The 22,697-nt window shown below is 70.5% G+C and carries 13 protein-coding genes and 1 pseudogene; 9 read left to right on the top strand and 5 right to left on the bottom strand.

The window, feature by feature from the left end:
• Positions 1–220 precede the first annotated feature (220 nt).
• Positions 221–2,503 carry an alpha-xylosidase gene (gene yicI / locus ACFV9D_RS00515; protein WP_385138615.1) on the bottom strand — a complete coding sequence of 761 codons (2,283 nt, stop codon included), beginning with the start codon at positions 2,501–2,503 and terminating at the stop codon, positions 221–223.
• Positions 2,500–3,918 carry a GH1 family beta-glucosidase gene (locus ACFV9D_RS00510; RefSeq protein ID WP_385138612.1) on the bottom strand — a complete coding sequence of 473 codons (1,419 nt, stop codon included), beginning with the start codon at positions 3,916–3,918 and terminating at the stop codon, positions 2,500–2,502. The genes yicI and ACFV9D_RS00510 overlap by 4 nt, the downstream gene beginning before the upstream one ends.
• A gap of 390 nt (positions 3,919–4,308) precedes the next feature.
• Here ACFV9D_RS00510 and ACFV9D_RS00505 point away from each other — a divergent pair, with 390 nt between their 5' ends.
• Positions 4,309–6,450, top strand: coding sequence for a beta-galactosidase (locus ACFV9D_RS00505; protein ID WP_385138609.1), 2,142 nt, complete (start codon positions 4,309–4,311; stop codon positions 6,448–6,450).
• A gap of 204 nt (positions 6,451–6,654) precedes the next feature.
• On the opposite strand, the gene ACFV9D_RS00500 is transcribed toward ACFV9D_RS00505, so the two are convergent.
• On the bottom strand, positions 6,655–9,501 hold the full coding sequence (locus tag ACFV9D_RS00500; protein ID WP_385138606.1) for a glycoside hydrolase family 3 C-terminal domain-containing protein: 2,847 nt from the start codon (positions 9,499–9,501) through the stop codon (positions 6,655–6,657).
• A gap of 323 nt (positions 9,502–9,824) precedes the next feature.
• Between ACFV9D_RS00500 and ACFV9D_RS00495 the strand changes: the two genes are divergently transcribed.
• The 7 genes from ACFV9D_RS00495 (at position 9,825) to ACFV9D_RS00465 (ending at position 20,781) form a co-directional block, all read left to right on the top strand.
• Positions 9,825–11,501: an extracellular solute-binding protein gene (locus ACFV9D_RS00495; RefSeq protein WP_385138604.1), complete on the top strand. Its 1,677-nt coding sequence runs from the start codon at positions 9,825–9,827 to the stop codon at positions 11,499–11,501.
• Entirely contained in the window at positions 11,501–12,553 is a 1,053-nt protein-coding gene (locus tag ACFV9D_RS00490; RefSeq protein ID WP_385138601.1) for an ABC transporter permease, read from the top strand. Before ACFV9D_RS00495 ends, ACFV9D_RS00490 begins: the two co-directional genes overlap by 1 nt.
• Positions 12,550–13,476 (top strand): carbohydrate ABC transporter permease, encoded by a 927-nt coding sequence (locus tag ACFV9D_RS00485; protein WP_385138598.1) that lies wholly within the window; start codon positions 12,550–12,552, stop codon positions 13,474–13,476. Before ACFV9D_RS00490 ends, ACFV9D_RS00485 begins: the two co-directional genes overlap by 4 nt.
• Positions 13,477–13,636: 160 nt before the next feature.
• Entirely contained in the window at positions 13,637–15,859 is a 2,223-nt protein-coding gene (locus ACFV9D_RS00480; RefSeq protein ID WP_385138595.1) for a WD40/YVTN/BNR-like repeat-containing protein, read from the top strand.
• A complete protein-coding gene (locus ACFV9D_RS00475) occupies positions 15,859–17,826 on the top strand; it encodes a beta-galactosidase (RefSeq protein WP_385138592.1) in 1,968 nt (655 codons plus the stop codon). Before ACFV9D_RS00480 ends, ACFV9D_RS00475 begins: the two co-directional genes overlap by 1 nt.
• Positions 17,823–20,027, top strand: coding sequence for a glycoside hydrolase N-terminal domain-containing protein (locus ACFV9D_RS00470; RefSeq protein WP_385138589.1), 2,205 nt, complete (start codon positions 17,823–17,825; stop codon positions 20,025–20,027). Before ACFV9D_RS00475 ends, ACFV9D_RS00470 begins: the two co-directional genes overlap by 4 nt.
• Before the next feature lie 37 nt (positions 20,028–20,064).
• Complete coding sequence (locus ACFV9D_RS00465) at positions 20,065–20,781, top strand: hypothetical protein (RefSeq protein ID WP_385138586.1); 717 nt, start codon at positions 20,065–20,067, stop codon at positions 20,779–20,781.
• 35 nt (positions 20,782–20,816) lie between these two features.
• Here ACFV9D_RS00465 and ACFV9D_RS00460 read toward each other — a convergent pair whose 3' ends face one another.
• Both ACFV9D_RS00460 and ACFV9D_RS00455 read right to left on the bottom strand, forming a co-directional pair.
• Positions 20,817–21,008: a hypothetical protein gene (locus ACFV9D_RS00460; RefSeq protein ID WP_385139441.1), complete on the bottom strand. Its 192-nt coding sequence runs from the start codon at positions 21,006–21,008 to the stop codon at positions 20,817–20,819.
• 76 nt (positions 21,009–21,084) lie between these two features.
• Positions 21,085–22,101 (bottom strand): LacI family DNA-binding transcriptional regulator, encoded by a 1,017-nt coding sequence (locus ACFV9D_RS00455; RefSeq protein WP_385138583.1) that lies wholly within the window; start codon positions 22,099–22,101, stop codon positions 21,085–21,087.
• Positions 22,102–22,499: 398 nt separating this feature from the next.
• Here ACFV9D_RS00455 and ACFV9D_RS00450 point away from each other — a divergent pair.
• Positions 22,500–22,679: pseudogene (locus tag ACFV9D_RS00450) on the top strand (beta-L-arabinofuranosidase domain-containing protein); the annotation flags it as partial.
• Positions 22,680–22,697: the final 18 nt, after the last annotated feature.

Genomic DNA, 22,697 nt, shown 5'->3' with positions numbered 1-22,697 from the left:
GTGCCGGCGCACTTCGGCCAGCGGTATCCGCGGACCGTGGGCTGAGGTGGGTCGGCCAAGGCCGTGTCTCCGGAGGCGTGGCCGAGGATGCCTCGTTCGTACCGCAGTACGGCGGCTCCGTCCGGCGGGGCGAGTTTGACGACGGCGGGGCGGCCGTCGTTGAGCCGGACCCGCCGCGCCGAGGACGGGGCCCCACGGGGCCCCGTCCTGACTGTCGGGTTCAGGCCGGGTACGGCAGGTCGGCCTCCGAGGTGCCGGCCGGCTGGGTGTGCGCGGTTGCGTTCGGGCCGCCGATCCGCAGCCGCCACGGGTATGGGCTGTCAGTGGTCACGTTCAGATGGTCGCCCCGGCGGCGCAGGTGGAAGCGGGCGGTCTCACCGGTGCCGTCGGTGCTGGGGATCAGGACGGTGCGCTCGGCTCCGTCGGCGAAGGCGTGGACCCGCAGTTCGACGCCGTCCGCCCAGGCCGAGACCGGGTGCTGGTCGTCGGCGGCCAGCGCGATGACCGAGTCCGGGCGGGCCAGCAGCGGCAAGGTGTGGAAGCCGTGCTGCTCACGGGCCCAGCGGGGACCGGTGACCTGGGCGCCCGTCAGAACATTGGTCCATGTGCCTTCCGGTACGTAGTACTCGACTGTGCCGTCGTCGGTGAAGACCGGGGCGACGAGCAGGTCGTCCCCGAGCATGTACTGCCGGTCGAGGGTGGCGGCGGCCGGGTCGTCGGGGAACTCGAGCACCATGGCGCGCATCACCGGGACGCCGGTGGCGTGCGCCTGCTGGGCGGCACGCTGGAGGTAGGGGGCGAGGCGGTGCTTGAGCAGGGTGAACTCGCGGGTGACCTCGACGGCCTCCTCGCCGTAGTCCCAGGGCACGCGATACGACTTGCTGCCGTGCAGGCGGCTGTGCGAGGAGAGCAGCCCGAACTGCACCCAGCGCTTGAAGACGGTGGGAGTCGGGGTGCCCTCGAAGCCACCGATGTCGTGGCTCCAGAAGCCGAAGCCGGACAGGCCGAGGGAGAGGCCGCCACGCAGCGACTCGGCCATGGCGTTGAAGTGGGACTCGCAGTCGCCGCCCCAGTGGACCGGGTACTGCTGGCCTCCGGTAGTGGCGGAGCGGGCGAAGAGCAGCGCCTCGCCCTCGCCTCGCTCGGCGCGCAGGAGGTCGAAGACGGCCTGGTTGTAGAGGTGGGTGTAGTAGTTGTGCATCCGTTCCGGGTCGGAGCCGTCGTGCCAGACGACGTCGGTGGGAATGCGCTCGCCGAAGTCGGTCTTGAAGCAGTCCACGCCCTGGTCGAGCAGTGTCTTCAGCCTGCCGGTGTACCAGTCGCGGGCGGCGGGGTTGGTGAAGTCCACCAGGGCCATGCCGGGCTGCCAGAGGTCCCATTGCCAGACGCTGCCGTCCGGACGCCGCACCAGGTAGCCGTTTCGCATGCCCTCCTCGAACAGTGCCGACTTCTGCGCGATGTAGGGGTTGATCCAGGCGGAGACCCGCAGCCCCCGCTTCTTGAGGCGCGCCAGCATGCCGGCCGGGTCGGGGAAGGTGTCGGAGTCCCAGACGAAGTCGCTCCACTGGTAGCCGCGCATCCAGAAGCAGTCGAAGTGAAAGACGCTCAGCGGGATGCCGCGTTCGGCCATGCCGTCGACGAACCGGTTGACGGTGGCCTCGTCGTAGTCGGTGGTGAAGGAGGTGGTCAGCCACAGGCCCAGCGCCCAGGCCGGGGGCAGGGCGGGGCGGCCGGTGAGCGCGGTGTAGCGCTCAAGGATCTGCTTCGGGGTCGGGCCGTGGACGACGAAGAACTCCAGCGACTGGTCCTCGACGCTGAACTGGACCTGGCCGACCGACTCGGAGCCGACCTCGTAACTGACCTTGCCGGAGTGGTTGACGAAGACGCCGTAGCCACGGTTCGTCAGGTGGAAGGGGACGTTCTTGTACGCCTGCTCGCTGCTGGTGCCGCCGTCCGCCTGCCAGATGTCCACGACCTGGCCGTTCCGCGTGAACGGCGTGAACCGTTCGCCCAGCCCGTAGACCAGCTCGCCGACTCCCAGGGCGAGTTGTCCGAGCATGAAGTGCCGGCCTTCGGAGTCGGTGGCGAAGCCGGTCCCGCGCTCACCCACGGAGGTCAGCACCCGACCACCGGCGGTGAACTCCAGGCGCCACGGCTCGGAGGTGTCCACCCGCAGTGACAGTTCACCCGCACTGAGCTCGACCACCGTGCCGTCCCGGTGCACCTTCCCGGCATCAGGTTGCCCGCCGGGCAGCGCGAACTCCGGCCCCCGGTTCACCGAACCGGCGTGGTGGGTGGCACGTACCCCGATCACGCCCTCGGCCGGCGACCAGCACTCGATCGTCAGCAGCGGACTGTTGAGCATGCCGCCGCGACTGCGCACATGCTTCACCGGCGCGTAGAGGGTCATCCGGTGCTCGTCGGCCCGGACGTCGGCGACCTCGGTGGCGTAGCGGGCGGTGACGCCCGGACGCATCAGCCAGTAGCCGTCGGTGAACTTCATGGGGTGGATTCCTCCGTCCGCGCGCGGTGCGCGGTGATCAGGCCCCGGTACCAGTGGTAGCTGTCCTTGGGCGTTCGGGTCAGGGTGTCGTAGTCGACGTGGACCAGGCCGAAGCGCTGGCCGTAGCCGCGCGCCCACTCGAAGTTGTCGAGCAGCGACCAGACGTAGTAGCCGCGCACGTCCACCCCTGCGGAGATGGCGTCGGCGACGGCGACGAGGTGGTCCGCGAGGTAGTTGATCCGCTCGGTGTCATGGACCCGACCGTCGGTGCCGACGATGTCGCCCTCGGCAGAGCCGTTCTCGGTGATCCAGACCGGCGGAAGCCGTGAGTAGCCGGCGTGGAGTTCGCGGAGCAACTCGGTGAGCGCGTCCGGGACGACGGGCCATCCCAGAGTGGTGTGCCGGGCCCTGTACCGGTCCAGCTCGATGACGCCGATGTCCACGGCGGTGCGCACTTCGGGGTCGGCCTCGCGGTGGGGGGCGGCGGCGAACGTAACGGGGCGGTAGAAGTTGACGCCGAGGAAGTCCAGCGGGGCGCCGATCAGTTCCAGGTCGCCCGGCAACCGCCAGGGGCCGTCGGCGAGGCCGGCCCAGGTCTCGGCCTCGTGCGCGGGGTAGCGGCCGGCGAGGAGCGGCTCGGTCCAGACCTCGTTGTGGAGGACCTTGGCACGGCGCAGGGCTGCCCGGTCCTCGGGGAGGGCGGAGGCGAGATGGATGCGGTCGAGGTTGAGGGTGATCCCGACCTCCTGGGCGCCCGCGGCGCGCAGCTCCCGTACCGCGAGGCCGTGGGCGACCAGCAGATGGTGGGCGGCCGCCAGGGCTCCGCGGCCCTCCTGGGCGCCGGGCGCGTGCCGGCCCTCGGCGTAGCCGACGAAGGCGGAGCAGTACGGCTCGTTGAGGGTGATCCAGCGCTCCACCCGGTCCCCGTAGCGCTCGGCCGCGAGCGCCGCGTACTGCGCGAACGCCTCGGCGGTCTCCCTGACGCGCCAGCCGCCGCGGTCCTCCAGGGCCTGGGGCAGGTCCCAGTGGTAGAGGGTGACGGCGGGCGCGATCCCGGCGGCCAGCAGGTCGTCGATCAGACGGTCGTAGAAGTCGACGCCCTTGGCGTTGACCGGGCCTGCGCCCTGGGGCAGCAGGCGGGGCCAGGCGATCGAGAAGCGGTAGCCGTCGACGCCGAGCCCGCGCAGCAGGGCGATGTCCTCGCGGTGGCGGTGATAGTGGTCGCAGACGGTGTCGCCAGTGGCGCCGCCGAGGGTGCGGCCAGGGGTGTGGCTGAAGGTGTCCCAGATGGACGGTCCGCGCCCGTCCTCGTCGTGGGCACCCTCGATCTGGTAGGCGGCGGTCGCGGCTCCGAAGCGGAACCCGGCGGGCAGGTCGGGGAACGGGCGCACGGTGGGCACGGATGCGTCGGACACGGTGTTTCAGAGCTCCGGAGCCAGGCCGCGCCGGTGCGGCCAGGCCAGTCGGGTGGGCGGGTACGAAAGCAGAACCCACGAGAGGGGCACTTCAACGAGCGGGAGAGACAGCGATTGGTGAAGCGCTTCGACGCTCCCACCGCCTACGATGTGATGTCAATGCCCCTGGCAGGAAAGAAGGTTCCCTTGCGTACGGTCTCTTGTTTCGCCATGAGTACCCTCAATACCTTGCATCCTAGGTGAAGCGCTTCGACCATCCGTGATCCCCCGAGGGGACCGCCGCCATGAATCACCGGATGAGCCGCTGTTCCGTCCGCGGGCTCCACGGTGATCCGCTTCGACCGGTTCGGCTACGGCGGCCGGAACCCCTATGTCTCTGAAGGGCCCCGCATGAACGATCTGCCCGCGCGCGTGCTGTTCGGCGCCGCCTACTATCACGAGTACCAGCCGTACGAGCGGCTCAAGACCGACCTCGACCTTATGGCGGAGGCGAAGTTCACGGTCATCCGCGTCGGCGAGTCGGTCTGGTCCACCTGGGAACCGGAGAACGGTCGCTTCGAACTCGACTGGCTGCAACCCGTCCTCGACGGCGGCCACGAGCGCGGCATCTCCGTCGTGCTCGGAACTCCCACCTACGCGGTGCCGCCGTGGCTGGCCCGGCAGTACCCGGAGATCGCCGCCGAGGACGCCACCGGGCGCCGCGCCGGGTGGGGCGCCCGGCAGGAGGTCGACTTCACGCACCCGGCCTTCCGATTCCACGCGGAGCGGGTGATCCGCGCGATCGGGGCCCGATACGCCGACCACCCCGCGGTCATCGGCTTCCAGGTCGACAACGAGTCCGGCCCGCGACTGCCGCACAACCACGGCGTCTTCCAGCGGTTCGTGGACGACCTGCGGCAGCGGTACGGCGACGTGGAGACCCTCAACCGCGAGTGGGGGCTGGTGTACTGGTCGCACCGGCTGTCCACCTGGGCCGACCTGTGGACCCCGGAGGGCAACGCGCAGCCGCAGTACGACCTGGCCTGGCAGGCGTTCCAGGCGCGCCAGACCACCGAGTTCATCGCCTGGCAGGCCGGCATCGTGCGCGAGTACGCGAGGCCCGGCCAGTTCGTCACCACGTGCCTCGCCTACGGCTCTCCCGGCCTGGAGGACGACGAGCTCACCGACAGCCTGGACGTCACCGCGGGCAACCCGTACTACGACATGCAGGACAGCCTCACGATGCCCGAGCCGCCGCGCGAGAAGCTGCCGCAGCAGTGGATGGCGTACGGGGCGTGGGCGCTGCACCACAGCGCCGACCGGATCTACTCCTCGCGTCAGGAGCCGTTCCTGATCACGGAGACCAACGCCCAGGCCATCGGTGGCACTTCGGACAACCGGCCCGCTTTCGACGGGCAGTGGCGGCAGGCAGCGTGGGCGCTGGTCGCGCGCGGGGCCCGCATGATCGAGTACTGGCACTGGCACACGCTGCACTTCGGCACCGAGACGTACTGGGGCGGGATCCTCCCGCACAGCGGACGACCGGGTCGCGCCTACCATGAACTCGCCCAGCTGGGAGTCGAGTTCGAGCGGGCCGGGGACCTGGTCGCCGGGATCACACCGGACGCGGACATCGCGATGGTGTACTCGGCGCCGAGCAAGTGGCTGATGCGCAAGCACCCGCCGCTCGCCGGCCCCGACGGCGGTCCGGACGCGGGTGCGTACGAGGGCATCTTCGAGCCGTTCTACCGGGGCGCGTTCGAGGCGGGACGCCAGGTACGGATCCTGCACGCCCGTCAGCTGCACGACCCGCGTGGCGAACGCCCGGGGCTCGCACCGGAGTCGGCGGCCGAGCTGCACCCTGTGCTCATCGCTCCCGCGCTGTACGTGGCGGACGACGGGATGCTCGACTGGCTCGGCGCCTACGCGGAGGCGGGGGGCCACCTCGTCCTCGGTCCCCGCACCGGCTACGGCGACCACGAGGCGCGGGCACGCCACGAGGTGACACCAGCGCGACTGGTGAAGGCCGCGGGCGTCCGGTACGACGAGTTCAGCAACCTGCACGCCGACCTGCCGCTGCGCACCGCACCGGACAGCCCGCTCCAGCTGCCGGACGACGCGGTGGCCACCCGTTGGGTGGAGGGCCTGGCCGTCGAGGACGCCGACGTCCTGGCCGAGTACGACCACCCGCACTTCGGGCGCTGGCCCGCCGTCACCACCCGCCGCCACGGCGCGGGCCGCGTCACGTGCGTGGGCACCGTGCCCGGCCGCGAGCCGGCCCGCGCGCTCGCCGCGTGGCTCGTGCCCTCCCCGTGCAGCGGCTGGCAGGGCCTGCCGGACTCGGTCACCGTCGCCACCGGCACCGCCCCCGACGGTCGGCGCGTCCATGTCGTCCACAACTGGAGCTGGCAGCCGGCCACCGCCCAGGCCCCGGTGGACCTGACCGACGCCCTTGACGGCAGCGTGCTCCCGGCCGGTACGCCCGTGCGGCTCGGCGCCTGGGACGTCCGCGTCCTCGTCGCCGCACCGGGGGCTGCAGCGGAGGACCGGTGACATCCGCCACAGCGGACCTTCTGGTCCCACCGCATCTCGGATCGGTCGGGCCCGTGGACACCGGACGGTAGCCGCGCCCGAACGGTCTGGGCGACGAAGGCCATGTCGAACGCAGCCCTGAAGAAGCCGAGTCCGGCACCGAAGCCTTCCGGTGCCGGACTCCTGCGTAGCGCCTCCCATACGCACAGGGGGTCGACGCGGACCTCAGACGGAGAAGGCGACGCGCGCGAGCCGCACCGGGCCACGCAGTCCGAGTCGGACGTCGTGCACACCGGCCGGCACGACGGCGGGGGCGCTCACCGTGGCGTAGTCGTAGGGCCCCGTCGTACCGGGGGACAGCGCGAGCGCCGCCAGTACCGGACCGTCACCCAGCGAGAGTTCGACCGTGCCCTCGCCCGCGGCCTCCACCGTGATCCCGGCGGCCCCGTCTCCGAAGTCACAGTCACGGAACACCAGCTCGCCGCGCCGGCCGGCCACAGGGGTGACGGAGTCACCCGACGTCTTCGTGCGGTCCACGATCTCCGTGTCGCTCTGCTCGTCGAAGTCCACCGCGTCCAGGCCGCGCGCCATGACCTGCCGGGGGAGGGACGGCTCGCCGTCGAGGTCGAGGGTCCGGGCCAGGCGGACGTCCTCGCTGGACGCTCCGACGAGGATCTCGTAGCGGCCCGGTGCCACCCGCTGACGTCCCTGCGCCACGTCCCAGAACGCGAAGGCCGACACCGGCACCCGGAAGGCGATCTCCGTGGCCTGGCCGGGTGCGAGCGTCACGCGCTGGTGCGCGGCCAGTTCCCGGCGGGGCCGTGGCACCGACGGCTCCTCGGCCCGGGTGTAGAGCTGGGCGACCTCGTCCGCGGTGACGTCACCGGTGTTGCGGACCGTGAAGGACACGTGGAGTGTCCCGTCCTCGACGCGAGTCGTGAGGCCTTCGTAGGAGAAGGTCGCGTACGACAGGCCGTGGCCGAACGGGAAGAGAGGCGTGCCCTCGAAGTAGAGGTACGTCTGGCGGCTGCCGATCACGTCGTAGTCGAGGAGGTCGGGCAGGTCGGAGTCGTCGGCGTACCAGGTCTGCGGGAGGCGGCCGGCGGGGGAGACGTCGCCGGCCAGGATCCGGGCCAGGGCGCTGCCGGCCGCCTGGCCGCCGTGGGCCGTCCACAGCAGTGTCGGCACCTCCGCGTGATCGACCGCGTACGGGTACGCCGACACCAGCGCCAGCACCGTGTTCGGGTTGGCGGCGCGGGCCGCACGCAGAAGGCGCTCCTGGTGGGCGGGGAGGGCCAGGGTCGTACGGTCCTCGGTCTCGCGTCCGTGGATGTGCGGATCGTTGCCCGCGACCACCAGGACCACGTCCGCCTGCGAGGCGACCTTGTTCACCGCCTCCTCGCCGTGTTCGACGACGACGACCTCGAAGATCTCCCCGTTTCCGTCGGCAACCTTCAGGCCGTCGGCGGCGACAGAGATGGGGAGACCCGTACCGATGTGCCGAAGGAGGTGCCCGTTCTCGTGCGGTTCCAGGCGGAACGTCTCCTGGACGACCCAGCCTCCGGGCTGGTCGGCGGAGGCTCGGACATGGCCGTCCTCGGCGACGGAGAGATAGCGGCCGTCGGGGGCGCGCAGGGTCAGCACGCCCTCGCCCCAGTCGATGAGGGAGAACTCGGTGCCGGTCATCGCGTCGGTGGTGAGCGGGGGCAGGTCCGTCCGGCCGGCGAGCAGGGCCGGGTCGAGGGCGCCTTCGGCGCCGCGCACCTCGTCGTCGGCGTCCGCCTCCGGGACGTGCAGGAAGGTTCCGGCCGAGGTCTTCAGCAGGATCCGGTCCACGCCCTCCGCGAACTGCACGCGGTCCGAGCCGAAGCGCTCGTACAGGCCCGCCAGCGGCGTGCAGCGGTGCAGGAGCGTGCCGCTGTACCAGTCGAGCTTGCACTCGTCGGCGAGCAGGCCGACCATCGCGAGCCGGGTGCCGGGCGCGAGTGGCAGCAGGCCACCGCTGTTCTTGAGCAGCACGACCGCTTGCTCGGCTGCCTCCTGGGCGAGGGCGCGGTGGGCCGGGGTGTCGAAGGCCGTGGTGAGCGCGTGCGGGTCGTACTCCGGGTCGAACTCGCCGAGGCGGAAGCGGATCGAGAGCTGGCGGCGGACCGCCGCGTCGACGTCCGACTCGGTCAGCAGGCCCTGCTCCAGGGCGCCGCGGACCCGTGCGGTGATCTTCGAGCTGTCGGTGCCGTGGTCGGTGAAGCTGTCGACGCCGGCCAGCAGCGCGGCGGCCGTCGCCTCCTCGTGGGTGTCGAAGTAGTGCTCGGAGTCGACCAGGTTGGAGGGCGCGCCCGCGTCCGAGCAGACAAGGAGATCCTCGTCGGTCCAGGTGCGCAGATGCTCGCGCAGATACGGCGAGACATGGTTCGGGCGGCCGTTGACCAGGTTGTACGCCGGCATCACACCGGCCACGGCGCCCGCCTCGACCGTCTCGCGGAAGGCGCGCAGGTCGTATTCGTGCAGGACGCGCGGGCGGACCGAGGAGGACGTGATGTCGCGGCCCGTCTCGTTGTTGTGGGCCAGCCAGTGCTTGAGGACGGGCGCGGTGCGCCAGTACTTCGGGTGCTCGCCGCGCAGGCCTCGGGTGTAGGCGGTGGCGATGGCCGAGGTGAGCTTCGGGTCCTCCGAGTAGCCCTCCTCGTTGCGGCCCCACAGAGGGTGGCGCAGCAGGTTCACGGTCGGGGCCCAGACGTTGAGGCCCACGCGGTCGTCGCGGGCGCGCATCGCCCGGACCTCCTTGGACACAGCCTCGCCGACCCGTCGGACGAGATCCGTGTTCCAGGTCGCTCCCAGGCCCACCGCCTGCGGGAAGACGGTGGCCGGACCCATCCAGGCCACGCCGTGCAGGGCCTCCTGGCCGGTGCGGAACGCGGCGACGCCGAGCCGCTCCACGGCGGGCGCGAACTGGTGCAGGAATCCGATCTTCTCGTCGAGGGTGAGCCGCGCCAGCAGGTCGTCGACGCGCTTCGCGAACGACAGTTGCGGATCACGGAAAGGCGGTGGTGTGTGCGGCGTGTGTGCGGACACGTGGGACCCCTTGAGGTGGAGCGGAGAAGCATTTTCGAAGCGCTTCGATGCTCGTCAAACACCAGGGTGAGTGTCAAGGGATCAGCACCGGTGCATCAAGCAGGCCATATGGAGAGTCCTCTCAAGCGCCGCACAGGAATCTTGGAAGCGACCCTTGTGCGTCTATGGGCGTTCACTTAACCTCACTGCAACATCGAAGCGCTTCGACCGAGTCTTCGCGACGCAGCGGTTGGATGTCCGCTTTAGCTCAGCCAGTTCCAGTCACGACACCGCAGCCGACGGCCACCGCCGGATGTCCAGGTGCGCCATGAAGGGTTGACGCAATGACGCCGAACGCCGCCTCCACCTCCGGACCCAGCCGGAGAAGCTTTCTCGTCTCCACGGCGGTCGCCACCGCAGCGGTGGCGGGGGGAATGCCGCTGCTCACTGCCTGCAGCGGTTCGGACAGCGGGTCGCGAGAGGGCGCCACGGCGGGCAAGGCCGCCGACAAGCTGCTTCCGACGTACGTCGCAAGTACGGTCGCCAAGCCGGACCTTCCGTCGAAGAACGGTTCGGCCGCCGGCTACACCAGCAAGATCGACCTCGCGGCCCTTGCCACCTCGGTCCCGGACAAGCTCGGTACCGGCGCTCCCCTCAAGATCATGTCCCCGCTCTGGGGCACCCCGCCGAAGCCCGGCTGCGCGTACTACACGGCACTCGACGCGGCGGCGGGCACCAAGGTCACCTGGCAGAACCAGGACGGCAACACCTACGGCGAGAAGCTCGGCGCCGTCCTCGCCTCCAGCTCCATACCCGACATGGTGGTCGTGCCCAGCTGGGAGCTGGTCGGCAAGATCTCGAGCGCGGTGACCGCGAAGTTCATGGACCTCGGCCCCTACCTGGCGGGCGACAAGGTCAAGAAGTACCCGAACCTGGCCGCGATCCCCTCCGACTCCTGGCGCATGAGCATCTTCGGCGGCGCGCTGCGCGGTATCCCGATGCCCGCCGCCGCCGCGCCCGGCATCGTGCCCTTCTACCGCAAGGACATCTTCGACAAGAAGGGCTACAGCGTTCCCAAGTCGGCCGACGAGTTCTTCAGCTGGGCCAAGGAGGCCACCAGCGCCAAGGCCAAGGTGTGGGCCTGTGGTGACATGAGGTGGATCGCGGCGAGCATCTTCGGTGTCCTCCCCGCCGGGCCGCTCGGCTGGAACATCGGGGACGACGGCAAGCTGACCTACCGCATCGAACACCCCGAGTACCTCGAATCCCTGGAGTGGGTCCGCAAGCTGTTCGACGCGGGCGTGGTCCATCCCGACGACAAGGCGAACACGGGGGATGTGAGCCAGCGGTTCACCGCCGGGCAGGTCCTGGTCTTCAACGGCGACATGTCCGCCTGGTACGGCAAGACCGCCGAACAGGCCCAGTCCAACCCGGAGTTCCAGATCGAGGGCATGGACATCTTCGGCGCCGACGGCGGCAACCCGACGTTGTACGCCGCCCAGCCCGCCGGTATCTGGTCGATGATCCGCAAGGGCGCCTCGAAGGAGACGATCGAGAACGCGCTGGCCGCCGCCAACTTCGCGGCCGCGCCCTACGGCACCAAGGAGCGGATGTTCGTCGACTACGGCGTCGAGGGCACCCACTACACGGTCAAGAACGGCGTCCCGGTCAAGAACGACCTGGGCAACTCGGAGGTGAACAACGCCTGGGTGCTGCTGGCGGCCCCGGCTCCCTACCTCGCCCACCCCGACCTCCCCGAGATCGCCCGCAAGCAGGTCGAGTGGCAGCAGCGGCAGGGCGCCTTCATCAAGAAGACGTCCACCTACGGCATGAACATCGTCGAGCCGACCCGCTACGCCACCCTCTCCAGCCAGTTCGAGCAGCTGGAGATCGACTTCGTGCGCGGCAACAAGAAGCTGTCCGACATACAGCAGGCCATCTCCACCTGGAAGTCCTCCGGCGGCGACCAGCTGCGCGACTGGTACAAGGAGCTCCTCGACAAGAACGGCAGTGGCAACTGATGTCCATCACGGCCGGGAGCCGGCCGGACCGGGCCCGTCCCCCCGCGGCCGTCGAGGAACCGACGGCCGCGGTCGCCACCGCCACCGTGAAGGAGAGCGTGCCGCGCGGGGCCGGCAAAGCGGGCAAGGTTCCCTTCCGGGTCCGGTTGCGCCGCGACCGCACGCTCATCCTGATGACGCTGCCCGTCATCGTCCTGCTCCTGATCTTCAACTACGTCCCGCTGCTCGGTAACGTCGTCGCCTTCCAGGACTACGATCCGTACGCCGCCGGCAACGGCATCACGGCGATCTTCCACAGCCCCTGGGTCGGCGTGGAGCAGTTCTCGCGGATGCTCGACGACCCGCTGTTCTGGAGCGCCACGCAGAACACCCTCGTCCTGTTCGTGCTCCAACTGGTGCTGTTCTTCCCGGTCCCCATCGTCCTCGCGCTGGTCATCAACAGCGTGATCCGGCCCCGGGTGCGGGCCGTGGCGCAGGCGATCATGTATCTGCCGCACTTCTTCTCGTGGGTCCTCGTGGTCACCGTGTTCCAGCAGATCCTCGGAGGCGCGGGCATCATCGCGCAGACGCTGGAGCAGCACGGCTGGAGCGGTTTCGACCTGATGACCGACGCGGACCTCTTCAAGTATCTGGTCACCGCGCAGGCCGTGTGGAAGGACGCCGGTTGGGGGATCATCGTCTTCCTCGCGGCCCTGTCCGCCGTCAGCACCGACCTGTACGAGGCCGCCGCCATGGACGGCGCGGGGCGCTGGCGACGCATGTGGCACGTCACGCTGCCCGCGCTGCGCCCGGTGATCGCCCTGCTGCTGGTCCTGCGGGTGGGCGACGCGCTGAGCGTCGGATTCGAGCAGTTCCTGCTCCAGCGGTACGCGGTCGGTGCGGGGGCCAGCGAGGTCCTCGACACCTACGTGTGGAACATGGGTATCCAGAACGGCGACTTCAGCTATGCGGCCGCGGTCGGTGTCGTCAAGGGAGTCATCGGAGTGTGTCTCGTCCTGGGCGCGAACAAGTTCGCGCACCTGCTGGGCGAGCAGGGGGTGTACAAGAAGTGAGCCTCAACACGCAGCTCATCCGCAGTCTGAAGGCGCCCGCCCGCCCCGTGTGGGAGGAGCCGCCGAGCAAAGCCGGACTCACCGCCAAGGGCGGCTTCCTCGTGCTCTGCTGCCTGGGGGTGCTCGGTCCGCTGTGGATCGTGATCGTCACCAGCCTCTCTCCCAAACCCGTGATCGACCGGGTCGGCGGCCTCGTCGTGATCCCCCAAGGCATCACCTTCGTCAACTACACCGAACTGCTCAGCGGTGGCCAGGTCAGCCGGGCGATCATGGTCTCGGTCGGTGTCACGCTCTTCGGCACGCTGTTCTCCATGACGGTGTCGGTGCTGGCGGCCTACGGGCTGTCCCGGCCGGGCAGTCTGGGGCACCGGTTCTTCCTGATGACCATGATGGCGACCATGTTCTTCGGGGCCGGCCTCATTCCGACTTACCTTCTCGTGCAGACGCTGGGGCTCACCGACACCTATCTGTCGCTGATCCTGCCGAGCGCGGTCAGTGTCTTCAACATCCTGGTGCTCCGAGCCTTCTTCATGGGGATCTCGCCCGAACTCACCGAGTCGGCCCGTATCGACGGGGCCAGTGACCTGCGCATCCTGCTGACCATCATCATGCCGCTGTCGCGCGCGGTACTGGCCGTCATCTCGCTGTTCTATGCGGTCGGTTACTGGAGCGCCTGGTTCAACGCGTCCATCTATCTCTCCGACCAGGAGATGATGCCGCTGCAGAACGTGCTCATCCAACTGGTCCAGAAGAACACCGAGGCGCCGACCGGCCTCCAGCAGGCGGTCCGCACCGGTCAACTCTCGGCTCTGGGGCTGCAGATGGCCGTCATGGTCCTCGCGCTGATCCCCGTCGCGGTCGCCTCCCCGTTCGTCCAGCGGCACTTCAAGAAGGGCATGCTCACCGGAGCCATCAAGGGCTGACGCCCGAGTCGGAAAACCTGCCGTAGGGCTCTCGGTCGTCTGTTGCCTGCGGGCTGCGCCGTGGCTGGTCGCGCCCACGCGGCGGAGCCGCACATCGATACAGCCCCGCGCCCCTTTCGAGGCGCTTCACTCCCCCCAACTTCCAGAACGAGGTACGTCCATGCCTGCGTCCCACCTGAGCAGACGAGCCGTTCTCGCCGGGACCGCGGCCGCCGCCGCGCTCACCACTGTCCCCTTCCTCCCCGGGCGGGCACAGGCCGCCGAGTCGGCCGCCACCGCCGCCCCCGCCTACCGCTGGCGCAACGCCGCCATCGGCGGCACCGGGTTCATCAGCGGGGTGCTGTTCCACCCGTCGGTGCGGGGGCTCGCCTACGCCCGGACCGACATCGGGGGCGCCTACCGCTGGGACGACCGGGCCGACCGCTGGATCCCGTTGACCGACCACCTGGGGTGGGACGACTGGAACCTCCTCGGCGTCGAGGCCATCGCCGTCGACCCGAGCCACCCGAACCGGCTGTACCTGGCCCTCGGCACGTACACCCAGTCCTGGGCCGGCAACGGGGCCGTGCTGCGGTCCGAGGACCGGGGGGCCACCTGGAAGCGCACCGACCTCACCGTGAAGCTCGGCGCCAACGAGGACGGGCGTGGATGCGGTGAACGGCTCCTTGTCGACCCGCGGAACTGCGACACGCTGTGGCTCGGCACCCGGCACGACGGCCTGCTCAAGTCGACCGACCGGGGCGCCACCTGGACAGCCGTGAGCTTCCCGGCCGCCCCGAGCGCCACCGGCCAGGGCATCACCCTCCTCGTCGCCGCGGGCCGAACCGTCTACGCCGGCTGGGGAGACTCCGACGGCACCGCCGACAGCCCCAACCTGTACCGCACGTCCGACGGAAAGACCTGGGAGCCCGTCCCCGGGCAGCCCACCGGCGCCGCCGCCAAGGTGCCGATCCGCGCGGCCTACGATCACCAGACCGGCGAGCTGTACGTGACGTACGCCAACGCCCCCGGCCCCAATGGGCAGTCGGACGGCAGCGTGCACAAACTGCCTACGGTCAACGGCAAGTGGACCGACGTCACGCCGGTGAAGCCGGGCGGAACCGCGACGGACGGATCCACCGACTCCTTCGGCTACGGCGGTGTCGCCGTCGACGCCCGCCGGCCCGGGACGCTCGTCGTGTCCACCAACAACCGCTGGGCCGAGACCGACACCGTCTTCCGTTCCACCGACGGCGGCCGCACCTGGACGTCCCTGAAGGACCAGGCCGTCCTCGACGTGTCCGAGACCCCCTACCTCAAGTGGGGCGGGGACGAGGCGAAGTTCGGCTGGTGGATCCAGGCCCTCGGCCTCGACCCGTTCGACTCCGAGCACATCGTCTACGGCACCGGCGCGACCCTGTACGGCACGCGCGACCTCAAGCGCTGGGCGCCGCAGATCCGCGGGCTGGAGGAGACCGCCGTCGTCCACCTGATCTCGCCGCCGGTCGGAGAGGGGCACCTGATCAGCGCCAACGGGGACATCGGCGTGATGTACCACGAGTCGCTCACGGCGTCCCCCTCGCGCGGCATGGCATCGAACCCCGTGTTCGGGTCGGCGACGGGACTCGCCCAGGCCGCGGCCAGACCCTCGTACGTCGTGCGCACCGGCTGGGGTTCGAACGGCAACGGCGCCTGGTCGCACGACGGCGGAAAGACCTGGGCGCCCTTCGCCTCGCAGCCCGCCGTCGCCAAGGACGCGCCCGGCCCGATCGTCACCAACGCCGACGGCAGTGTGCTGCTGTGGTCCCTCGCGCACTGGGACGGCACCGTCTACCCGGCGCAGCGCTCGGCGGACAACGGCGCCACCTGGTCCGAGATCAGCTCCCTGCCGAAGGGCGCCGTCCTGGTCGCGGACCCCGTGGACCCGAAGTGCTTCTACGCCTACGACACGACCGCCGGCGCGCTCCACGCCAGCACCGACGGCGGCCTGACCTTCACCGCCAGGGCCACCGGCCTGCCCTCGGGCGACGCGCAGATCCAGCTGGACGCGGCCCCAGGACGCTCCGGCGACCTGTGGCTCAGCGCCAAGGACAACGGGCTGCACCGCTCCACCGACGGCGGCGCCACGTTCACCAAGGTGGGCAGCTGCCGGGCCTCGCACACCCTGGGCTTCGGCAAGGCCGCCGAGGGCGCCTCCTACCCGGCGATCTACATGGTCGGCGCGACCGAGGGCTTCAACGCCGTCCACCGCTCCGACGACGAGGCGAAGACCTGGGTGCGGATCAACGATGACCAGCACCAGTGGGGCTGGACCGGCAGGGCCATCACCGGCGATCCGCGCGTGTACGGCCGGGTCTACCTCGGCACCAATGGACGCGGCGTGCAGTACGGGGACCTCGTCTGATGCCCGACCTGAGCGACGCGACCCGGGGCCGTCTGCTCTTCGGCGGCGACTACAACCCGGAGCAGTGGCCCGAGGAGACCTGGGACGAGGACGTCCGGCTGATGAAGGACGCCGGGGTCAACTCGGTCACCCTCGGCGTCTTCTCCTGGGCGAAGCTGGAACCGGAGCCGGGCGCACGGGAGTTCGGCTGGCTGGACAGGCTGATGAACCTGATGCACGACAACGGCATCGGCGTCGTCCTCGCCACCCCGACCTCCTCGCCCCCGCCCTGGATGGGCCGACTGCACCCGGACACCCTGCCCGTCACCGAGGACGGCCGCACCGAGTGGTGGGGCGGCCGGCAGCACTTCGCGCACTCCAGCGCCGCCTACCGGCGTTACGCCGCCGCCATCACCGAGGACCTCGCCGCCCGTTATGGCGCCCACCCGGCCCTGACGATGTGGCACGTCAACAACGAGTACTGCACCGTCGACTACGGCGACGAGGCCGCGGTCGCCTTCCGACGCTGGCTGCGCGAGAAGTACGGCACCCTCGACGCCCTCAACGAGGCCTGGGGCACGGCCTTCTGGAGCCAGGGCTACGACACCTGGGACGGCATCCTGCCGCCACGGCTGCCCCACTACATGCGCAACCCCACCCAGGTACTGGACTTCCGGCGCTTCACCTCCGACATGCTCCTGGAGTGCTACGTCGCCGAGCGGGACATCGTCCGCCGCCACACCCCGCACCTGCCGGTCACCAGCAACTTCATGCCGCTGTGGATGGGCCAGGACGCCTGGCGCTGGGCCGAGGAGGAGGACGTCGTCTCCGTCGACATCTACCCCGACCCGCACGACCCGCTGGGCGCCCAGAGCGGCGCCCTCGTCCAGGACATGACCCGCTCCCAGGCGCGCGGGCCGTGGATGCTCATGGAGCAGGCGGCCGGGCCCGTCAACTGGCGGGGCGTGAACCACCCCAAGCCACGAGGCCTCAACCGGCTCTGGTCCCTCCAGGCCGTGGCCCGGGGCGCCGACGCCGTCTGCTACTTCCAGTGGCGGCAGTCCCGGCAGGGCGCGGAGAAGTTCCACTCCGGGATGGTCAGCCATGCGGGGGAGGAGGGCCGGACCTACCAGGAGGTCAGGCACCTCGGCGCGGAGCTGGAGCGGATCGCCGCCGAGGTGAGCGGCCGGAACATCACCGCGAACATCGCGGTCCTGCATGACTGGCACGCCTGGTGGGCCGGCGCCCAGGACGGGCGCCTGTCCACCCTGGTGGACTACCCGGACGTCCTGCGCGCCTGGCACCGAGCCCTCTGGCAGGCGCACCTCACCACCGACTTCGCCCACCCCGAACACGACCTGACGCCGTACCCCGTCGTCGTCGTGCCGCAGCTGTACGCGCTCACCGACGCGGCGATCGACAACCTCCTCGCCTACGTCCGCCAGGGCGGCACCCTCGTCTGCGGCTTCCTCACCGGCGTCGCCGACGAGGACGACCGCGTGCGCCCCGGGGGCATGGACGCCCGCCTGCGCGACCTGTTCGGCATCCGCACACTGCACGAGTGGTGGCCGCTGGACGCGGGGGAGACCGTCGCCTGCGAGGCGTTCCCCGGCATGCTGTGGTCGGAGGAGCTGGAGGCCGACGGCACCGCCGAGGAGACCGTGCCGTACAAAGGCGGTGAACTCGACGGACTGCCCGCCGTGCTGCGCAAGGGCCGGGCCTGGTACGTCTCCACGCTCCCGGAGCCCGGGGCGCTGCGCGACCTGCTGGCCCGGATCGCGGACGGCGCGGGGGTCCGGCCGGTGCTCGACGGCCTCCCTGAGCAGGTCGAGGCCGTACGGCGGGGCGAGGTGCTGTTCGTGCTGAACCACAGCCTCGAGCCGGTGACCGTCGAGGTGCCCGGCACCCACCACGACCTGCTGGCGGGGACGGCCGTCACCGACCGGGTGACCCTCGGCCGCTACGGGGCGGCGGTGCTCCGGTCATGACCGCGCTCACCGGCCCCGTCCACGGCACCTGGGAGCCGCACCCGGCCGCCCGCTGGGAGGACGGCTTCCTGAGCGGCAACGGCCGGCACGGCGCACTTGTGTTCGGTGACCCGAACGCGGAGCGGGTCGTCGTCACGCATCACACCCTGGTACGGCCGAGCGGCGACGGCGCGCACCGACGGCCGCCGCGGCTGGCCGCCGAGCTTCCCGCGCTTCAGGACCGGTTGCTCGCGGGGGATGTCACGGCCGCCGAAGGGTTCACGGACGGCCGGGAGCTGCAATGGGTGCAGCCCTTCCATCCCGCCTTCCAGGTCAGCCTCGTCCGGCCCGCCGGCGACGGTGGCGACTACCGCCGCGACGTCGACTTCACGACGGGCGTCGTACGGGCGACCTGCGCCGGCTGGACCAGCCGGGTCTTCGTCTCCCGCGCCGACGACGTGATCGTCCAGCATGTGACGGCGCCCGGCCTCACCCTCGACATCTCCCTCGACCCCCGGCTCCCCGGTGCCCCCGCCGGACTGGCCGTCGGCCACGGCGCCGTCGTCGCCCCGGAGGGCGCCCTGCTGAGCCTGCGCGCCCCTTACCCGGAGGGTGACCGTGCCTTCACCGGCGTCACGCTCGTCGTTGTCACCGGCGGCACGACGACCCTCGCCCCGCCCCACGCGCACGTCGACGGAGCCCGGTCCCTGCTGCTCCTCACCCGCGTCCGGCGGCACACCAGCGAACTGGACGTGACCGCGGAGGGCCGCGCTCTGCGCGACCTGCCCATGGACTACGACGAGCTACTCGACCGACATGCTGCCCTCCACCGCCCCGCCTACGCGCGAGTCACCCTCGACCTCGCCGCCGACCCGGCCGAACGGGCCCTGCCGGGCTCGGAGCTGCTGAAGCGCCCGCGTGCCCCCGCCCTGCTGGAGCGGCTGTTCGCGGCCGGCCGCTACCACCTGCTGTCCGCCAGCGGCCTCTTCCCGCCCCGCCTGACCGGCCTGTGGACCGGCGACTGGAACACGGCCTGGTCGGGGGCGTTCACCAACGATGCCAACCTCAACCTCCAGACCGCCTCCGCCGCGGCTGCCGACCTGCCCGAGGTCACCGAGGCCCACGCCGCGCTGATCCAACGCCAGCTGCCCGACTGGGGCGACAACGCCCGCGCGGTCTTCGGCACCCGGGGCGTGGTCGCCCCCGCCCACACCGACGGCGAGTCCGGCCACTCGTACCACTTCAGCCGCGAGTACCCACTGCACCTGTGGACCGCGGGCGCCGACTGGCTGCTCAAGCCCCTCGTCGACCACGACGAGACCCACGGCGTCCGCGACCCGCGCACCGCCGCCGCACTCGCCGAAGTCGCCGTGTTCTACGAGGACTTCCTCACCCGCACCGACGACAGCGGACAGCTCGTCGTCGTGCCCTCCTACTCACCCGAGAACCGCCCCGCAGGCGCGAGCTGGGTGACGATCAACGCCGCCATGGACCTCTCGGCGGCCCGCCACGCCCTGCGCACCGCGGCCGACTACCACCCGGACACCCCGGACGCCGGCCGCTGGCGCGCCCTCGCCGACCGGATCCCGCCGCACCGGATCAACGAGGACGGGGCCCTGGCCGAATGGGCCTGGCCCGGCCTGGCGGACTCCTACGACCACCGCCACCTCAGCCACCTCTACGGCGTCTGGCCGCTCGAGGAGATCACCCCCTACGACACCCCCGACCTGGCGGCCGCCGCCCACCGCGTCCTCGAACTGCGCGGAGCCGAGAACGACTCCGCGCACGGCCATCTGCACCACGCGCTCATCGCGGCCCGGCTCCGGGACGGCGACCGCGTCGCCCACGTCCTCGGCCAGGTCCTGGACGGCGACTTCTTCCACGCCTCCCTGATGAGCGCCCATTACCCGAACCGCGACGTCTACAACGCCGACGCCGCGCACACCCTGCCCGCCGTGCTGATCGAGATGCTTCTCCAGTCGACCCCCCACCGACTGGTCCTCCTGCCCGCGCTGCCGCACGCTCTCCCGGCGGGCCGGCTCACGGGGGTACGCACGCGGTTCGGTGCCGAGGTCGAACTGACCTGGGCGCCCGGCGGGGCGAGGGCGGTCCTGAAGCCGACTCGCACCGTCCGTATCGAAGTCAGGACATCTTCCGGCGACGCGGAGTCGATCGACCTCGTCGCAGGAGAGGACCACGTCCTCAGCCTTGAGGCGTGGTAGTACCCCCACAATTCCCCCCACCCGTGGAAGGGACACCATGGTCAAGAGCGCAATACGTAAGGCCACCATGGCGGTACTGGCGCCGGCGTTGGCTCTCGGTGCCACCGTCGGCCTCGCAGCCGCCCCCGCTTCGGCAGCAGTCTGGAATTCCTGCGATCAGTGGGGCAACACCAGCCTGGACGGCTACAAGCTCTACAACAACATCTGGGGCTCCGGCGCCGGCAGTCAGTGCGTCTGGGCCAACTCCGGGACCGGCTGGGGTGTCTGGGCCGACCACCCCAACACGGGCGGCATCAAGTCCTACCCCAACTCGACGAAGCCGATCAACAAGACGATCGACTCGCTCGGCTGGCTCACCAGCTCCTACAACGTCAGCGTCCCGTCGTCCGGCGCGTTCAACACGTCGTACGACATCTGGGACACCGACCACCAGTACGAGATCATGCTCTGGGTCAACGACAACGGAGCCGTCGGCCCGATCGGCACCTGGCAGGCCAACGTCACGCTCGGCGGCCACAACTGGAACGTCTACAAGGGCACCAACGGGTCGAACCAGGTGTTCTCGTTCCTGCGGACGTCCGACTCCAACTCCGGCACCGTGGACATCAAGCCGATCCTCCACTGGATCGCCTACACCAAGGGCTGGATGCCCGGCAACGAGACCATCGGCGACGTCCAGTTCGGCTATGAGATCACCTCGTCGTCCGCCGGCCTCAACTTCAACACCAACAACCTGACCATCAGCGGCGGCTGACCCGACATCAGGGCCGAGGTCGGTCCGCGTCCTCCTCAGGCGCGGTCGACCTCGGCCCGCAGTGCGTTGTAGTCCGCGAATGCGGCACGCCGACGGCACCGGGGCGACGGGCAGGTCGCGGCCGAAGCGGTAGGAGTCGTCCACCGACAGGCCGCCTGGTCGTTGGGGAACTCCAGGAACAGCGGCCGCATGGGCAGCAGGCCCTCCTCGTGCGCCTCCCGCATCATCTGAAGAACGTACGGCTTGAGCCGCTCGCGCGATGCCGGTGTTCCGCCACGGGATGCCGGAACAAAGCTGTCGGGGTCAGGAGGCGGCGGAGGGTGCGCGCCCTGTACTCGTCCGTACCGTCAACTCGGGTGCGATGAGCACGACTTCGTCGGTGCCGCGGCCGTCGAGCTTGGCGACCAGACGCTCCACCGCGTGCCGGCCCATCTCCTGCGCGGGGATGGAGACCGACGTCAGCCGCACCGAGGCCTGGACGGCCACCTGGTCCGGGCAGATCGCGACCACCGACACGTCCTCGGGCACGGCGCGGCCCTGCTGGCGCAGCAGAACGAGCAGCGGTTCGACCGCCTGCTCGTTCTGCACGACGAATCCGGAGGTGCCCGGGCGCTCGTCGAGGATGCGGGCGAGGGTGACGGCCATCGCGTCGTAGCCGCCCCCGCACGGCCGGTGCAACACCCTGACGCCCAACTCACCTGCCCGGGAAAGGAGTCCGTCGAGGGTGCGCTCGGCGAATCCGGTGTGCCGTTCGTAGACCGCGGGGGCCTCGCCGATGACAGCGATGTCGCGGTGGCCGAGCATCGCCAGATGCTCGACGCACAACGCGCCGGTCGCCTTGAAGTCGAGGTCGACGCAGGTCAGTCCTGAGGTGTCGGAGGGCAGTCCGATCAGCACGGACGGCTGATCGGTGCCACGCAGCAACGGCAGCCGCTCGTCGTCGAGTTCGACATCCATGAGGATCATCGCGTCGGCGAGCCCACTGCCGGTGACGCGACGGACGGCGTCGGGACCCTCCTCGCCGGTCAGCAGCAGCACGTCGTACCCGTGCGCCCGGGCCGTCGTGGCGACCGCGACAGCGATCTCCATCATCACCGGCACATACATGTCGGTGCGCAGCGGAATCATCAGCGCGATGATGTTCGACCTGCTGCTGGCCAGGGCCCGCGCGCCCGCGTTCGGGTGGTATCCCAGCTCGCGGATGCTCTGCTCGACCCGCAGCCGGGTGGCCGTGGAGATGGTCCGCTTGCCGCTGAGGACATAGCTCACCGTGCTCGCCGACACTCCGGCGTGCTGGGCGACCTCGGCGAGGGTTGCCATCCAGCTCTCCCAGCTTGTGAAGCGCTTCGACAGTGCGCGCCTATCATTTACGCCTGAAATGCACGCTGGCCGTAGCGTCAGCCTGGGCGTGCGTGTTCCACTATACATTGAAGCGCTTCGACGCTCTCCCAGAGAGCACGGCTCCGCCGAAGGAGGAGTGGGCCCACGGGGGACTCGCCACAGGTCGGCCCCTCCATGCTGAGCCCGCGCCCGGAACATCTCCCTCACCGCCGGGCAATGCACACGGATCACGATCTCCCTGTCGACGGGCACGTCGGCCCAAGTGCACCACAGGCCGGAGCAGAACGGACACGGCCAGGGCGGCTGAAGCCGCCACGATCAGTCGCGCTGCTCTCCGCTGCAGGCCCGCAAGGTTCGAACGAAGGAAGCGAGCACCCATGCAGTCAGTCCCCCGCAGCGCGGTACGCCTTCTCCCCGGACCGTTCCTGGACGCACAGGCCACCGCTCTCGACTACGTGCTGTCCCTCGACACCGACCGGCTCCTCGCGCCCTTGCGGCGCGAGGCCGGCCTACCGCCGGTCGCCGAGTCCTACGGGAACTGGGAGAACTCGGGTCTCGACGGCCACACGGGTCGC

Source organism: Streptomyces sp. NPDC059875 (assembly GCF_042731085.1).
GTDB lineage: Bacteria > Actinomycetota > Actinomycetes > Streptomycetales > Streptomycetaceae > Streptomyces.
This window is presented reverse-complemented; position numbering and strand designations above follow the sequence as displayed.

Coding starts and splice junctions, on each gene's coding strand:
- ACFV9D_RS00465 (WP_385138586.1), top strand. CDS start 20,065: ATGGTCAAGAGCGCAATACGTAAGGCCACCATGGCGGTACTGGCGCCG.
- ACFV9D_RS00505 (WP_385138609.1), top strand. CDS start 4,309: ATGAACGATCTGCCCGCGCGCGTGCTGTTCGGCGCCGCCTACTATCAC.
- ACFV9D_RS00455 (WP_385138583.1), bottom strand. CDS start 22,101: ATGGCAACCCTCGCCGAGGTCGCCCAGCACGCCGGAGTGTCGGCGAGC.
- ACFV9D_RS00480 (WP_385138595.1), top strand. CDS start 13,637: ATGCCTGCGTCCCACCTGAGCAGACGAGCCGTTCTCGCCGGGACCGCG.
- ACFV9D_RS00470 (WP_385138589.1), top strand. CDS start 17,823: ATGACCGCGCTCACCGGCCCCGTCCACGGCACCTGGGAGCCGCACCCG.
- ACFV9D_RS00475 (WP_385138592.1), top strand. CDS start 15,859: ATGCCCGACCTGAGCGACGCGACCCGGGGCCGTCTGCTCTTCGGCGGC.
- yicI (WP_385138615.1), bottom strand. CDS start 2,503: ATGAAGTTCACCGACGGCTACTGGCTGATGCGTCCGGGCGTCACCGCC.
- ACFV9D_RS00460 (WP_385139441.1), bottom strand. CDS start 21,008: ATGATGCGGGAGGCGCACGAGGAGGGCCTGCTGCCCATGCGGCCGCTG.
- ACFV9D_RS00490 (WP_385138601.1), top strand. CDS start 11,501: ATGTCCATCACGGCCGGGAGCCGGCCGGACCGGGCCCGTCCCCCCGCG.
- ACFV9D_RS00495 (WP_385138604.1), top strand. CDS start 9,825: ATGACGCCGAACGCCGCCTCCACCTCCGGACCCAGCCGGAGAAGCTTT.